Source organism: Methylopila musalis (genome assembly GCF_042679725.1).
Taxonomy (GTDB): Bacteria; Pseudomonadota; Alphaproteobacteria; order Rhizobiales; family Methylopilaceae; genus Methylopila; species Methylopila musalis.
In genome coordinates this window covers 22843-36969 of sequence record NZ_JBHTMX010000012.1, presented here as the reverse complement: position 1 = coordinate 36969, position 14127 = coordinate 22843, and the positions used below count along the sequence as shown (strand labels likewise).

14 protein-coding genes and 1 pseudogene are annotated in these 14127 nt (G+C 70.9%); 10 read left to right on the top strand and 5 right to left on the bottom strand.

Going from position 1 to position 14127, the window contains the following annotated elements:
- Positions 1 to 253 (bottom strand): annotated as a pseudogene (locus tag ACFQ4O_RS03515) (CDP-alcohol phosphatidyltransferase family protein); the annotation flags it as partial.
- 109 nt (positions 254 to 362) lie between these two features.
- Here ACFQ4O_RS03515 and ACFQ4O_RS03510 point away from each other — a divergent pair.
- The 5 genes from ACFQ4O_RS03510 to ACFQ4O_RS03490 are packed head-to-tail and all read left to right on the top strand — an operon-like array spanning position 363 to position 5021.
- Positions 363 to 800, top strand: coding sequence for an HIT family protein (locus tag ACFQ4O_RS03510; RefSeq protein WP_378774259.1), 438 nt, complete (start codon positions 363 to 365; stop codon positions 798 to 800).
- A complete protein-coding gene (locus tag ACFQ4O_RS03505) occupies positions 797 to 2032 on the top strand; it encodes an LptF/LptG family permease (protein WP_378774258.1) in 1236 nt (411 codons plus the stop codon). The genes ACFQ4O_RS03510 and ACFQ4O_RS03505 overlap by 4 nt, the downstream gene beginning before the upstream one ends.
- Positions 2033 to 2044: 12 nt before the next feature.
- Positions 2045 to 3166, top strand: a complete 1122-nt coding sequence (locus tag ACFQ4O_RS03500) for an LptF/LptG family permease (RefSeq protein WP_378774257.1) — start codon at positions 2045 to 2047, stop codon at positions 3164 to 3166.
- Positions 3163 to 4284, top strand: a complete 1122-nt coding sequence (locus ACFQ4O_RS03495) for a dATP pyrophosphohydrolase (protein ID WP_378774256.1) — start codon at positions 3163 to 3165, stop codon at positions 4282 to 4284. The genes ACFQ4O_RS03500 and ACFQ4O_RS03495 overlap by 4 nt, the downstream gene beginning before the upstream one ends.
- Positions 4281 to 5021, top strand: coding sequence for an NTP transferase domain-containing protein (locus ACFQ4O_RS03490; protein ID WP_378774255.1), 741 nt, complete (start codon positions 4281 to 4283; stop codon positions 5019 to 5021). Before ACFQ4O_RS03495 ends, ACFQ4O_RS03490 begins: the two co-directional genes overlap by 4 nt.
- A 155-nt stretch (positions 5022 to 5176) precedes the next feature.
- Here the strand turns inward: ACFQ4O_RS03490 and ACFQ4O_RS03485 are convergent, their stop codons facing one another.
- The 3 genes from ACFQ4O_RS03485 to acnA form a co-directional block, all read right to left on the bottom strand.
- Positions 5177 to 6172 carry an alpha/beta fold hydrolase gene (locus ACFQ4O_RS03485; protein WP_378774254.1) on the bottom strand — a complete coding sequence of 332 codons (996 nt, stop codon included), beginning with the start codon at positions 6170 to 6172 and terminating at the stop codon, positions 5177 to 5179.
- A gap of 8 nt (positions 6173 to 6180) precedes the next feature.
- Positions 6181 to 6975, bottom strand: a complete 795-nt coding sequence (locus ACFQ4O_RS03480; RefSeq protein ID WP_378774253.1) for a DUF1223 domain-containing protein — start codon at positions 6973 to 6975, stop codon at positions 6181 to 6183.
- Positions 6976 to 7144: 169 nt separating this feature from the next.
- Positions 7145 to 9829, bottom strand: coding sequence for an aconitate hydratase AcnA (gene acnA, locus ACFQ4O_RS03475; protein WP_378774252.1), 2685 nt, complete (start codon positions 9827 to 9829; stop codon positions 7145 to 7147).
- Positions 9830 to 10044: 215 nt separating this feature from the next.
- Here acnA and ccmA point away from each other — a divergent pair, with 215 nt between their 5' ends.
- Positions 10045 to 10665 (top strand): heme ABC exporter ATP-binding protein CcmA, encoded by a 621-nt coding sequence (gene ccmA / locus ACFQ4O_RS03470; RefSeq protein WP_378774251.1) that lies wholly within the window; start codon positions 10045 to 10047, stop codon positions 10663 to 10665.
- 27 nt (positions 10666 to 10692) lie between these two features.
- On the opposite strand, the gene ACFQ4O_RS03465 is transcribed toward ccmA, so the two are convergent.
- Positions 10693 to 11205: a PepSY domain-containing protein gene (locus tag ACFQ4O_RS03465; protein ID WP_378774250.1), complete on the bottom strand. Its 513-nt coding sequence runs from the start codon at positions 11203 to 11205 to the stop codon at positions 10693 to 10695.
- Between the two features lie 183 nt (positions 11206 to 11388).
- On the opposite strand from ACFQ4O_RS03465, the gene ccmB reads away from it, so the two are divergent.
- The 4 genes from ccmB to ACFQ4O_RS03445 all read left to right on the top strand — a co-directional run bounded on the left by ccmB (position 11389) and on the right by ACFQ4O_RS03445 (position 13725).
- Complete coding sequence (gene ccmB / locus ACFQ4O_RS03460) at positions 11389 to 12042, top strand: heme exporter protein CcmB (RefSeq protein ID WP_378774249.1); 654 nt, start codon at positions 11389 to 11391, stop codon at positions 12040 to 12042.
- 155 nt (positions 12043 to 12197) lie between these two features.
- Positions 12198 to 12968 (top strand): heme ABC transporter permease, encoded by a 771-nt coding sequence (locus ACFQ4O_RS03455; RefSeq protein WP_378774248.1) that lies wholly within the window; start codon positions 12198 to 12200, stop codon positions 12966 to 12968.
- Positions 12965 to 13129 (top strand): heme exporter protein CcmD, encoded by a 165-nt coding sequence (ccmD, locus tag ACFQ4O_RS03450; RefSeq protein WP_378774247.1) that lies wholly within the window; start codon positions 12965 to 12967, stop codon positions 13127 to 13129. Before ACFQ4O_RS03455 ends, ccmD begins: the two co-directional genes overlap by 4 nt.
- Positions 13126 to 13725 (top strand): DsbE family thiol:disulfide interchange protein, encoded by a 600-nt coding sequence (locus ACFQ4O_RS03445; protein ID WP_378774246.1) that lies wholly within the window; start codon positions 13126 to 13128, stop codon positions 13723 to 13725. The genes ccmD and ACFQ4O_RS03445 overlap by 4 nt, the downstream gene beginning before the upstream one ends.
- Positions 13726 to 14127: the final 402 nt, after the last annotated feature.

Sequence of the window (14127 nt, the reverse complement as noted above, 5' to 3'; positions counted from 1 at the left end):
CGACCAGCGCCGCGCCGGGGCGGATCGCCAGCGCGTCCACCAGCCGCTGCTCGAAGGCGTGGTCCACCCGAAGCAGCAGCACCTGCGCGTCGGGGGCGATTCCGTCGAGAGCGGTCCGCACGTCGCGCGCCCCGGCCCGGCCGAGCTGGCGCGTCAGGCGCTCCTGCGCGCTCATGCCCCAGATCCGCACCTCGGAACGCCCCAGCAGCACCGCGACGCGCGCCGCCGCGGGGCCGCCATCCTTGGTCGTCATAACGCCGTCCATGTCATGTTCGTTTATTGAAGCTGTCGTTTAGCGGTGAAACGCCTATCCTGCCAGCCGCTTCGCCCCCGCACTCCCGCAGGCCTGCCCGTCTCCGCCCATGCCCAACGCCACCATGACGAAATTCGGCTATCCCGAGACGCTGATCCGGGAGACCGACCACTGGTCCGTGCAGGTGCGGCCGAAACAGCCGGGCTTCGGCGCGCTGGTTCTCGTCGCGAAGGAGGAGGCGTCGGCCTTTGGCGCCCTGAGCCCCGAGGCCTTCGCGGATCTCGGCCGCATCGTCGCCGGGCTGGAGCCGGCGCTGAAGCGACTGACGGCCTATGACAAGATCAACTACCTGATGCTGATGATGGTGGACCCGGACGTGCATTTCCACGTCATCCCCCGGCACGAGACGCCGCGCGCCTTCGCGGGCCTCGCCTTCACCGACGCGGGCTGGCCCGGACCGCCGGCGCTCGCCGACGGACCGGTGCTCGACGCGCACGCCCTCGCGGCGCTGAAGGCCGAGATCGCCACGCTGTGGCCCGCGGCGTGAGCACCGCGACGCGCGGAAGCGTGGCGCGCTTCGGCGTGCTGGAGCGCTATGTGCTCGGCCTGACGCTGCGGCCGATGCTGATCGCGCTCGGTGTGGTGCTGCTCGGCCTGCTGCTGGAGCGCATCCTGCGGCTGGTGGACGTGCTGGCGGTGGCCGGCGCGCCGGTGATCCTCGTGTTCGCGCTCTCGGCCAATCTGGTGCCGCATTATCTCGGCTTCGCGGTGCCCGCCGCCTTCGCGCTCGGCGTGTTCTCCGCCTTCTCGCGCATGTCGCAGGGGGCGGAGCTCGAATCCATGCTCGCCTCCGGCGTCTCGGTCTGGCGGCTCACCCGGCCGCTGGTGGCGCTCGGCGTGCTGCTCGGGCTCGGCACCATCGCCGTCACCGGCTACATCGACCCCCACAGCCGCTATTCGTACCGGGAGATCCTGAACTCCTCGGTCGCCTACGCCTGGCGCGCCCACGCCCCGGCGGAGGCGTTCATCTCGGTGCGGGACGGGCTCACCGTCACCGCCGACGCGGTGGACGCCACCGGGCGCAGGCTCACCGGCGTGTTCATCGAGGACCGCGCCGGCGCGCGCGAGACGCTGACCACCGCCGCCGAGGGCACGCTGGAGCTGACGCCGGACGGCAAGCGCCTGCAGCTGCGCCTGCACAAGGGCGTGGTGCTGCGCGACACCGGCCCGGACGGCCGGCCGAGTTCGCTGCGCTTCACCGATCTGGTGTTCGACAAGACCTTCGCGCTGGAGGCGCCGCCGTTCCGCCCGCGGGGCGGCAACGAGCGCGAGCTGACCTTGAGCGAGCTGTGGAGCGAGATGAGCGACCCCGCCTCATCAACGCCCTACCGCCGGCTGTCGGCGGAGTTCCACGCCCGGCTTGCGGGCGCCGCGGCGCTGGCGTTCCTGCCGTTCCTGATCGTGCCCCTGTCCATGACCATGCGCCGCCAGAACCGGGTGGCCAACATGGCGGTGGCGGCGCTGTCGGTGCTCGCGTTCCAGAACGTGCTGCAGCTCGGCGAGACGCTGGCGCACAAGGGCGCGGGCCCCGCGGCGCTGCTGTGCTGGGGGCCGCTCGCGCTGCTCGCCGCGCTGTCGGCGCTCCTGTTCGCCACCAGCACCGACCGGCCCGGCGACACCGCCATCTCCCGCGTCATCGACGGGCTCGCCGCCGTCTGCGCGCGCCTCGTCCGTCCGTTCACGCGGCTGTTCCGCCGCCGCCCGGTTCCGGCCGGCTGAGCCTTCGTCCCCATGCGCCTCCTTCGTTACTTCAGCACCAAGTTCTTCGCGCTCGCGGTGACGGCGACGCTGATTCTCGCCGCCATCGCCGAAGTGCTCGATCTGGTGGACAACGCCGGCGACATCCTCGACCGCGGCGAGGGCATGGCCGGGCTCGGCTACTATCTCGCCCTGCGCACGCCGACGCTGATCGCCCACGCGCTGCCGCTCGGCGCGCTGGCCGGCGCGGTGATGACGCTCGGCATGCTGGCCCGCAACAGCGAGATCGTGGCGGCCCGCGCGTCCGGCCGCAGCACATGGGACCTCTACGTGCTGCTGTTTCCGGGGGCCTTCGTGCTCGGCGTGCTGCACTGCCTGCTGCTGGACGCGGTGCTGCCGAAGACCGAGCAGCGCCTCGCGGTGTGGTGGGCGGAGGGGCCAGCGCCCAAGATCGACGCCGACAAACCCGCCTGGCTGCGGCTCGGCCCCGACGTGATCTCCTTCGACGCGCTCGGCGACCGGGGCAGGCGGCTGACCAACCTTCAGGTCTATGAGCGCGACGCCCAGAAGGTGGCGACCGGCCGCCTCACCGCCCGCGAGGCGCGGTACGCGGACCGGCGCTGGGTGCTTACGGGCGCGACCCATGTGTCGTGGCGCAAGGAGAGCTTCAACGTCCGCACGCCGGCGGACGGCGTGTGGGAGACCCGGTTCCGCCCCTCGGACGCGGTGGCCGCGCTGACGCCGGGCGGGCTGGTGTCGTCCGCCGCCGCGCAGGCGACGCTGCAGGGCGAGCGGGTGTCGAACGCGCCCGCAAGCTTCTACGAGACGCTGATCCTCCGGGTTTACGCCGCGCCGCTCTCCGCCGCGATCATGCTGCTGCTCGCCATGCCGGCCGCCTTCCTGAACTGGCGCGACGCCCGCTCCGCGCGCTACGGATTCCTCGGGCTCGGCCTCGGTCTCGCCTTTCTTCTGTCAGACGGACTGCTGACCACGCTCGGCGGCGCGGGCGTCATCGCCCCCGTCATCGGGTCTTGGGCCGCCGTCATCCTGTTCGCCGCCCTTGGGGCCGCCGTGATCTCGCGCATGGAGCGCGGCATGACCCGGCCCCGCGTCCGACGCTCCTCCCCCGCCCTCTCCCCGGAGCCCCATCGATGAGCGCCATCGAGATCCTGCCGGTCGCGAACGCGCGCGACCTGGACCGCTTCATCGCTCTCCCGGACCGTCTCGCCGCCCACGATCCGAACCACATCCCGAAGCTGCGCTTCGAGCGCCGGCAGGCGCTGTCGCCGAAGCACAACCCGCTGTTCCAGTCCATGGAGGCGCAGTTCTTCCTCGCGCTGCGCGACGGCGAGCCGGTCGGCCGCATCAGCGCGCAGGCCGATCGGCGCCACCCGGAGACCGGCCATTTCGGGCTGATCGCCGCCGAGAACGACGCCACCGTGTTCGCCGCCCTGTTCCGCGCGGCGGAGACCTGGCTGAAGGCGCGCGGCCGCAGCGAGGCGCTCGGGCCGTTCAACCTCAACATCAACGAGGAGAGCGGCCTGCTGGTGGACGGCTTCGACACCCCGCCCATGCTGATGATGCCGCACGACCCGCCTTACGCCGGCCCGCGGATCGAGGAGCAGGGCTACGCCAAGGCCATGGACCTCTACGCCTATCTCTACCGCATGGAGACGCCGTTCCCGAAGGCGGTGCAGCGGATCATCGACCGGCCGCTGCCCGAGGGCGTGGTGGTGCGCAGCCTCGACTGGAAGCGCTACGACGAGGAGCTGCGCACGGTCATCGACATCTTCAACGACGCCTGGTCGGAGAACTGGGGCTTCACGCCCCTGAACGCCGCCGAACTCGACCATCTGGCCACCTCCATCAAGCCGCTGCTGGACGAGCGGCTGGTGTGGATCGTCGAGGTGTCGGGCCGGCCGGCGGCCTTCGGCGTCGGTCTGCCGAACCTGAACGAGATGATCTCCGATTTCGGCGGCAAGCTGCTGCCGTTCAACTGGGCGAAGCTGATCTGGCGGCTGAAGCGCGGCCGCTACACCAGCGGCCGGGTGGCGCTGATGGGCGTGCGGCGGGAATACGCCCGCGCCTTCCTCGGCCGCGCCATGCCGTTCTACATTTTCGACAAGTTCCGGCAGGAGGGCGTGCGGCGGGGCATCGACCGGGTGGAGCTGTCCTGGGTGCTGGAGAGCAACCTGCCCATGCGCCACATGGGCGAAGCCCTGTGCGGCGGCGCCTATAAGACCCAGCGGCTCTACCGCAAGGCGCTGGCGTGAGCCGCGCCGCGCTGGTGCTGGCGGGCGTCCGGCCCGGCCGCGACCCGCTGGCGGAGTTCGCCGGCGTCACCCACAAGGCGCTGATCCCGATCGGCGGCGTCACCATGCTGGAGCGCGTGGTGACGGCGCTCCGGGCGAGCGGCCGGATCGACCGCATCGTCGTCTCCATCGACCGGCCAGAGCTGGTGACGCTCGAGGGCGTCGAGGTGCTGCGCTCCGCGCCGACGCTCAGCGGCAGCGTGGCGGAGGCGTTCGAGGCGACCGGCGCACCGCTGCTGGTGACGACCGCCGACCACGCGCTGCTCGAGCCCGAATGGGTCCGCCATTTCCTTGACCACCTGCCGGACGCGGACGTGGCGGCGGGGCTCGCCCGCTCCGATCGGGTGCAGGCCGCAGCCCCCGAAACCAAGCGCACCTATCTGCGCTTCGCGGACGGGGCCTTTTCCGGCTGCAACCTGTTTCACCTGCGCGACCTGCGCGCCATGGCCGCGGTGCGGCTGTGGCGGGAGGTGGAGGCGGAGCGCAAGAAACCCTGGAAGCTGCTGCGGCGGCTGGGCCTGCGCGCCATCCTCGACCATCTCACCGGCCGCCTGACGCTGGCCCGCGCCGCGTCCCGCGTCGGCGCGCTCGCCGGCTGCACCGCCGGCGTGGTGGAGATGCCCTTCGGCCGCGCCGCCATCGACGTGGACAAGCCCGACGACCTCATCCTGGTGCGCCGGCTGATCGAGCAGGGCTGACGCCCGCCTCTCGCCGTGTGCGCCGTTCGACGCCGCCGACCTCAAGCGCCGCCGACAACGCGGGGCTCGGCTCGAGATGTGGAGCGCTCTTCCCCCCTCGCCCTTGCGGAGAGGGAGACCACGTCAGCGCGATCTGATCGATCGGGGCAGCCCCATCAGGAGCCGAGCGCCTTCAGCAGCGCGGCTTCGAACTCGGCGGGGGCCTCCACCTGCGGCGAGTGTCCGAGGTCGGGGAACGCGACCAGCGTCGCGCCGGGGATCGCCGCGGCGGCGGCGCGGCCGAGCGCGGGATAGTCGCCGAGCGTCTTCGCGATCTCGGGCGCGGCCCGGTTGGCGCCGGGGGCGGTGCGGTCCTTCTGCCCGATCAGCAGCGTGGTCGGAACCGTGAGGCGCGGAAACTCGTGGACCACCGGCTGGGTGAAGATCATGTCGCTGGTCCGCGCCGAGGCGAGCTGCACCGTCTCGCGGCCCGGCCCGGCGTACATGCCCGCCGCCATGGCGACCCAGCGGTCGTAATCGGACCGCCACACGCCGGAATAGTAGAATTTGAGCTGGTAGGCCTTCACGCTGTCGAAGCTGGTTTTGCGCTCCGCCTCCAGCAGCTGGTCGATGGTGGCGTAAGGAACGCCCTTCGCCTGCCAGTCCTCCAGCCCGATCGGATTGACCAGCACCAGCCGCTCCGTCGCCTGCGGATAGGCGAGCGCGTAGCGCACGGCGAGCATGCCGCCCATGGAATGGCCGAGCACCGCCGCGCGCTCCACCCCGAGCGAGGCCAGCAGATCATGGGTGTTGGCCGCGAGCTGGTGGAACCCGTACTGGTAGCCCGCCGGCTTCGACGACTTGCAGAAGCCGATCTGATCCGGCGCGATCACCCGGTAGCCGGCTTTGGCGAGCGCGGCGATGGCGCTCTCGAAGGTGGCGGCGCAGAAGTTCTTGCCGTGCAGCAGCACGACGGTGCGGTCCAGCGCGGGGCCGGTCGGCGCGACGTCCATATAGGCCATCTCAACCTCATGCCCCTGGGACACGAAGGCGTGCAGACGGACCGGATGGGGGTAGTCGAAGCCTTCGAGGCGCGGGCCGTAGCCCTCCGCCGCCGCGCCTTGCGCGCCGACCGCGAGAAGCGCGCCGGCGAGAACGGACGCGGCGGGCACGCCGCGCCTCACAGGGGGTCCCGGGTCAATCCGCTCAGCAGGCCCGCGGCGCCCGGCGTCGGCGGGGCGTTGTTCACGGCGGCGCCGAGGATCGCGCCCGGCTGGCCGCCGCTGCCGGCCTGCACCAGCACGGCGATGGCGTCGGTTCCCGGCCGCGCCACCTCGTCCAGCGGAACCTCAAAATGGGCGGCGTCCCCGTCCCACGCCCCGAGCCGGGTCATCTTGCGCACCACGTTGACATAGGAGACCGCGCGGCCCGCGTTCTCGCCGCGCCCGATCTGCACCGTGCGGGCCCGGTCGAGCGCGAAGGCCCAGACCTCCCCTCGCGTCTCCGCTAGCGGACCCTTCGGCGCCGCCACCGTCACCGCCACGCGGCCGTCCGCCACCGACAGAGCCACCGGCAGCGTCAGGGCCTTGGTTCCCGTCTCGGCGCGGGTCACGGCGCCCGCCACCGCCGCGCCGTCGCCGCCGAGCGTCGCCTCGGCGCCGTTGACGATGATCTGCGGAGTGAAGACCTTCCGGTCGCCGCGGGCGGAGGCGTAGGCCTTCTGCCGCGCGGTGTTGGCGGGGGTCGCCAGCGTGTCCTTCCAGCCGAGATAGTCCCAGTAGTCCACCGGCAGGGTCAGGACGAGATTGTTGCCGTCGCGGCTCAGCTCCTTCGCCAGCCGGTCAGCCGGCGGGCAGGACGAGCAGCCCTGACTGGTGAACAGCTCGATCACGCCGCGGGGCTGGGGCGCGTCTCCGGCCTGAGCGCCGGACAGGGCGGCGAAGGAGACGGCGAAGGCGAGGGCTGCGACGCGCATGGCTTGGGATCACTCTCCCTATTCCGGACAAGGATCACACTACCCGCCGCGTCCTTGGCGCGGCCACTCACACTGAGGTGACGCCGGAGGTTGTGATCGCTTGCGCCGGGAAAACCGCCGGCCCGCGCCGCGTCCGATCGTGAGGGCGCTTGCGCGGGCCGGCGACCGTTCAGGCCGCGAGGCTGCGCAGCACGTACTGCAGGATGCCGCCGTTGCGGAAGTAGTCGAGCTCGTCCAGCGTGTCGATGCGGCAGAGCAGCGGCACGTTCTTCACCGTTCCGTCGGCGAAGGCGATTTCCGCCGTCAGCGTCTGGCGCGGCTTCAGATCGCCCTCGACGCCGAGGATCGTGACCGTCTCGTCGCCCTTGAGGCCGAGCGACTGCCAGGAGTCCTCGTCCTTGAAGGTGAGCGGCACGATGCCCATGCCGACGAGGTTCGAGCGGTGGATGCGCTCGAAGCTCTGGGCGATGACGGCGCGCACGCCGAGCAGCTTGGTGCCCTTGGCCGCCCAGTCGCGGGACGAGCCGGTGCCGTACTCCTTGCCGGCGAACACCACCAGCGGCACGCCGTCCTGCTTGTAGCGCATGGCGGCGTCGTAGATCGGCGTCTCGCCGCCGTCCGGCCAGTGACGGGTGAAGCCGCCCTCCTTGCCGTCCAGCATCTGGTTCTTGATGCGGATGTTGGCGAAGGTGCCGCGCATCATGACCTCATGATTGCCGCGGCGGGTGCCGTACTGGTTGAAGTCGGCCGGGCGCACCTGATGGTCGCGCAGGTAATGGCCGGCGGGGCTCGCCTCCTTGATGGAGCCGGCGGGCGAGATGTGGTCGGTGGTGATGCTGTCCAGGAACAGGCCGAGCACCCGCGCCTTGACGATGTCGGTGACCGGCTCCGGCTCCATCTCCATGCCCTCGAAATAGGGCGGGTTCTGCACGTAGGTGGAGCGGTCGTCCCAAGCGTAGGTCTCGCCCTGCGGAACGGCGATCTTCTGCCAGTTCTCGTCGCCCTTGAAGACGTCCGCGTACTTCTCCTTGAACATCTTCTTGGTGACGTTCTCGCGGATGTAGGCCGTGACCTCCTGATTGGTCGGCCAGATGTCCTTGAGATAGACCGGCTGGCCGTCCGAGCCGAGCCCGAGCGGCTCGGTGGTGAGGTCGATCTGCAGCGAACCGGCGAGCGCGTAGGCCACCACCAGCGGCGGCGAGGCGAGGTAGTTCGCCTTCACGTCCGGGTTCACGCGGCCCTCGAAGTTGCGGTTGCCGGAGATGACGGCGCCCGCCACGAGATCGTGGGCGTTGATCGCCTCGGAGATCGGCTCGGGCAGCGGGCCGGAGTTGCCGATGCAGGTGGTGCAGCCGAAGCCGACCAGATTGAAGCCGAGCGCGTCCAGATCCGCCTGCAGGCCGCCGGAGGCGAGATAGCCCTCCACCACCTGGGATCCGGGCGCGAGCGAGGTCTTCACCCACGGCTTCGAGGTCAGGCCCTTCGCCGCGGCGTTGCGGGCGAGCAGGCCCGCCGCGATCAGCACGCTCGGGTTCGAGGTGTTGGTGCAGGAGGTGATGGCGGCGATGGTCACGTCGCCATGGCCGAGGTCGAAATCGGTCCCGGCCACGGGCACGCGCTTGGCGGCCTCGCCCGCCTTCTTGAACTCGCCCTCGAGCGCGGCGAGGAAGCCCTGCTTGGTCTCCTTCAGCAGCACGCGGTCCTGCGGGCGCTTCGGGCCGGCGAGCGAGGGCTGCACGGTGCTGATGTCGAGCTCCAGCGTGTCGGTGAACACCGGGTCAGGCGTGTCCGCGTCGCGCCACATGCCCTGCGCCTTGGAATAGGCCTCCACCAGCGCGATGCGGTCGGGGTCGCGGCCGGTCTCGTCGAGATAAGCGATGGTCTCGGCGTCCACGGGGAAGAAGCCGCAGGTCGCGCCGTATTCCGGGGCCATGTTGGCGATGGTGGCGCGGTCGGCGAGCGAGAGATGGTCGAGGCCGTCGCCGTAGAACTCCACGAACTTGCCGACCACGCCCTTCTTGCGCAGCATCTGGGTGACGGTGAGCACCAGATCGGTGGCGGTGATGCCCTCGTTCAGCTTGCCCGTGAGGCGGAAGCCGATGACCTCGGGGATCAGCATGGAGACCGGCTGGCCCAGCATGGCGGCCTCGGCCTCGATGCCGCCCACGCCCCAGCCCAGCACGCCGAGGCCGTTCACCATGGTGGTGTGGCTGTCGGTGCCGACGCAGGTGTCGGGATAGGCCACGATCTCCCCGTTCTCGTCCTTGGTCCAGACGGTCTGGGCGAGATATTCGAGATTGACCTGATGGCAGATGCCGGTGCCGGGCGGCACCACGCGGAAGTTGTCAAAGGCCGACTGGCCCCACTTCAGGAAGCGGTAGCGCTCCTGATTCTGCTTGTACTCCTCCTCGACGTTCTTGCCGAAGGCGGAGGCGTCGCCGAAGAAGTTCACGATCACCGAATGGTCGATGACGAGATCGACCGGCACCAGCGGATTGATGCGGGCGGGCGAGCCGCCGAGGTTCACCATGGCGTCGCGCATGGCGGCGAGGTCCACCACCGCCGGCACGCCGGTGAAGTCCTGCATCAGCACGCGGGAGGGGCGGTAGGCGATCTCGTATTCGGACTTGCCGCGGTTCTGGAGCCAGTCCTTGACCGCCGCGATGTCGGCCTTGCCGAACGAGCGCCCGTCCTCGAAGCGCAGCAGGTTCTCCAGCAGCACCTTCATAGAGAAGGGCAGTCGCGACACCCCGTCGAGGCCGTTCGCCTCCGCGTCCGGGATGCTGTAGTAGCGATAGGTCTTCGCCCCTACCGACAGGGTTTTCGCTGACGTGAAGCTGTCGGGATGGGACACAGGGCGGCTCCTCAAGGGTTGCTCAGGCGGCGCGGCCGGTCGTTTAAGACCGCCAGGGCTGAGGCGGGCATGTGCGCTGCACAAACTCTGGTTAGCGCGGTTATAGGGGAAATCGTGCCGTCGTTGAAGTCGCTAGAAAAGGCGCCGAACGCCTGTCCTCCGCATCCGAAATTCGCGGACCGTCGAAACGTTCCAGCCGGCCGGGAGAGGCGCCCGTGAAGCTGGTCGCGGACGGGCTCGGCGTGGACCGTGGCGGCCGTATGGTGCTGCGCGGCGTGGACTTTTCGGTCGCGGCCGCCGAGGCGCTGATCGTGCTCGGCCCGAACGGCGCCGGTAAGTCGACCCTGCTCCGGGCGATCGCCGGGCTCGTTCCCCTCGCCGAAGGTCGGGTGGAGCTTGAGAACGGCGACCCGGACGCGCATCCGGGCGACGCGCTGCATCTGCTCGGCCATCAGGACGGCGTGAAGGCGGGCCTCACCGTGCGGCGCAATCTCACGGCCGCCCGCGACATCCTCGGCGGCGATGGCGATCCCGACGCGGCTCTGGCGCGCGTCGGCCTGGGTCATGCGGCGGAGCTGCCGGGCTCCGTGCTCTCCGCCGGCCAGCGGCGGCGGCTCGCGCTCGCGCGCCTTCTGGCGGCGCCGCGGCCGGTCTGGCTGCTGGACGAACCCACCGCCGCCCTCGACGTGGCGGGGCAGGAGCTGCTCGCGGAGCTGATGGCGGAGCATCGCTCCAAAGGCGGGCTGATCGTCGCCGCGACCCATCTGGAGCTGAAGCTCGACGGCGCGAAGCGCCTTGCGCTTCAGCCGATCGTCGCGGAGGCGGAGGACGACTGACGTCGCCCTCCGCCGGACCGGTTTGGATCAGTTCAGGGTGGCGACGCCGTTCGCGTCCACCCGGACCTCCTTGACGCCGTCCGCGGTCGCCACGTCGATCTCGTAGGACACCACCTCGCCGTCGCGCTCCACCTCGGCGGAGACCGCCTTGCCGGACGCCTTGGTCTCCGCCGCGGCCACCGCCGCCGCGAGCTGCGTGGTCGCCTTCTGGAACGCCTCAGGCTTCAGCAGGGTGAAGTACTTCTCGAAGGTCTGCTCTTCCTCGCCGGTCACCTGACCCGAGTTCGGGTCCACATAATACTCGACCAGCTTGTCGCCGCCCGCGCTCAGGGCCTTCACCTCCCAGCGGCCGCCGTTGTCGTCCTCGAACTCCACCTCGGTGGCCTTGCCGCCGGACTTGGCCTCGGCCGCCTGCACCGCCTGGGTCAGCGTCACCTTGGCGTTGCGCGCCGCGTCGGTGGAATCCGCGTAAGCCGCCGACAGCGGGGCGAAAGCCGCGCCGAGGGCGAAGGCCGCGGCCAGAGCGAGCTTGTGGGTCATGTGAGCGTCTCCCGGGTTTCTGGCGGCCGCGATCGGCCGGCGTTGGGCAGGCTAAACGCCGGATCGCGCAAGATGTTTCGTCGGGCGCCTCAGAAAAAGGCGCCCCGCGCCCCCTTGCTTTCCGCGCCCGCGACGCCCATGCACCGGGACCGACTTGGAGCCCACCCGCCGCAGGCGCCTTCCATGACCTCGCCGATCGCCGCCCTTCTCCTGCGCGACCTCGCGCTCGCCCGCGGCGGCGGGGCGGGGCTGGGCCTCGTGTTCTTCCTGCTGGTGGTGACGCTGACGCCGTTTGCGGTTGGGCCCGACCTCGCGCTGCTGGAGCGCATCGGCCCCGCCATCCTGTGGCTGGGCGCCGTGCTCGCCACCCTGCTCGGGCTCGACCGGCTGATGCAGGCCGACCATGAGGACGGCTCGCTCGACCTCATCCATCTCGCGCCCGCGCCGCTGGAGCTGATGGTGGGGGCGAAGATCCTCGCGCACTGGCTCACCACCGGCCTGCCGCTGGTGGCGGCGACCCCGCTGTTCGGCGCCATGCTGGGCGTCGCCCCCGCCGACGCGCTGAAGGTGGCGCTGGCGCTGCTGATCGGCACGCCGGCCATCGCCTGCCTCGGCGCCATCGGCGCGGCGCTCACCGTCGGCCTGCGCAAGGGCGGCCTGCTGGCGCCGGTGATGATCCTGCCGCTCGCGATCCCCGTGCTGATCTTCGGCGTGGCGGCGAGCGACCCCGCGGGCGAAGGCTTCGGCCCCATGGGCGTGCTGGGCGGGCTCGCGCTCGGCTACGCCGCGCTTGGCCCCTTCGCCGCCGCCGCGGCGCTTCGGCTGCTGCGTGACTGAAACTTGAAGCGGTTGCGACGGATGGCCGGTTTCCTCCCGGCGGTGGGCGCCTTATGTCGGGCGCGCGCGACCTCAGGATCGGCGCAATCGTAACGCAGGACGACCTTGCGGCCGGCGGCTTCGCCGACCGGAGCCCCGCACCGGCCACGGACCCAATGCCCCTGATCTCCGCCATCACCTCGCTCGCCAACCCGTCCCGCTTCGCGAGCTTCGCGGACAAGGCCCTGCCTTGGGTCGCGGGCGCGGCGGCGCTCACCTTCGCGGCCGCGCTCTATCTCGCGCTGTTCGTGGCCCCGCCGGACTACCAGCAGGGCGAGACGGTGCGCATCATGTTCATCCACGTGCCGTCCGCCTGGCTCGCCATGTTCGCTTACGTGATCATGGCGGCGGCGAGCCTCGGCGTCCTGGTGTGGCGCCATCCGATCGCCGACGTCTCCGCCAAGGCCGCCGCCCCGCTCGGCGCCGCCTTCACCTTTCTGGCGCTCGCCACCGGCTCGCTCTGGGGCAAGCCCATGTGGGGGACCTGGTGGGTGTGGGACGCCCGGCTGACCTCGTTCCTGATCCTGTTCCTGATGTATCTCGGCGTCATGGCGCTGCGCTCCGCGCTGGAGGAGCCGTCGCGCGCCGCCAAGGCCTGCGCGATCCTGACGCTGGTGGGCTCGGTCAACATCCCGATCATCAAGTTCTCGGTCGACTGGTGGAACACGCTGCACCAGCCGGCCTCGGTGATCCGCGCCGGAAAGCCCACCATGGACCCGTCGATCCTCGTGCCGCTGCTGGTGTCGGCGCTGGCCTTCACGCTGCTGTTCACGGCGCTCCACCTCGCCGGCATGCGGACCGAGCTGCTGCGCCGGCGGCTGCGCACCCTGCGCCTCACCGCAGCCGCCCGGCCCGCCGCCCGCCTCGCCCCGGAGCCGGCGCGATGACGGGCCCCCACGCCGGCTTCATCATCGCGTCCTACGCCATCGCCTTCGCGGTGCTTGCGGGGCTGATCGTCTGGACCGTGCTCGACCATCGCCTGACGAAGCGCGCGCTGGAGCGGCTCGACGCGCGCCGGCCGCGCCGCACCGAGGCGGAGCGGCCGTGAGCGGCTCGGGTCTGCGCCGGGCGCTGATCGCCGCGCCCGTGATCGCCTTCGCCCTGCTCGCCGCCCTGCTCTACGGCCGGCTGCACAGCGGCGATCCCTCCACCCTGCCCTCGGCGCTGATCGGCCGCCCCGCGCCGGAGCTGACCCTGCCCGCGCTCGACGGCCTGACGACCGACGCCGGCGTCGCCTCCCCCGGCTTCGGCCGCGCCGATCTCGCCGGCGGCGAGGTGTCGGTGGTGAACGTGTTCGCGTCCTGGTGCGGGCCGTGCCGGCAGGAGCATCCGCTGCTGGTGGCGCTGAAGGACGAGGGCGTGCGGCTGATCGGGCTGAACTACAAGGACAAGCCCGACAACGCGCTGCGCTTCCTGCGCGGCCTCGGCAATCCTTACGCCCGCGTCGGCGTCGACGCGAGCGGCCGCGCCGCCATCGAGTGGGGCGTCTACGGCGTGCCGGAAACCTTCGTGGTCACCGGCGACGGCCGCATCGCCTTCAAATATGTCGGGCCGCTGACGGCGGAGGCGGTCGAGAAGACGCTGAAGCCCGAGATCGAAAAAGCCCGAACCGCCCCGCCCCCAAAGCCCGCGCCGGCGAGCTGATCGCGGGGGGAGGTTTCGCGCCCTTTTCTTGTCCCGGCCTCGAGCCGGGACCCAGAACCTCACCGGTTTTCAGAAAAGCACGCGACGGCCGGTGCGCTTCATCCGCGACACGTCGGCGTATCTGGGTCCCGGCTCAAGGCCGGGACAAGAAAGGGGTCGGTTTCAACCGAAACGTTGAAATCTCGACGCTCTGAGGCACGACGCGGTGGGGCGCAGACGCTTGCCTTTCCCTTGTCCCGGCCTTGAGCCGGGACCCAGAGACACTGAGTTTCCAGAACAGGCCGCGACGACCGGGACGCTTCATCCGCGACACGTCGGCGTATCTGGGTCCCGGCTCAAGGCCGGGACAAGAAAGGGGTCGGTTTCAACCGAAACGTTGAAATCTCGACGCTCTGAGGCACG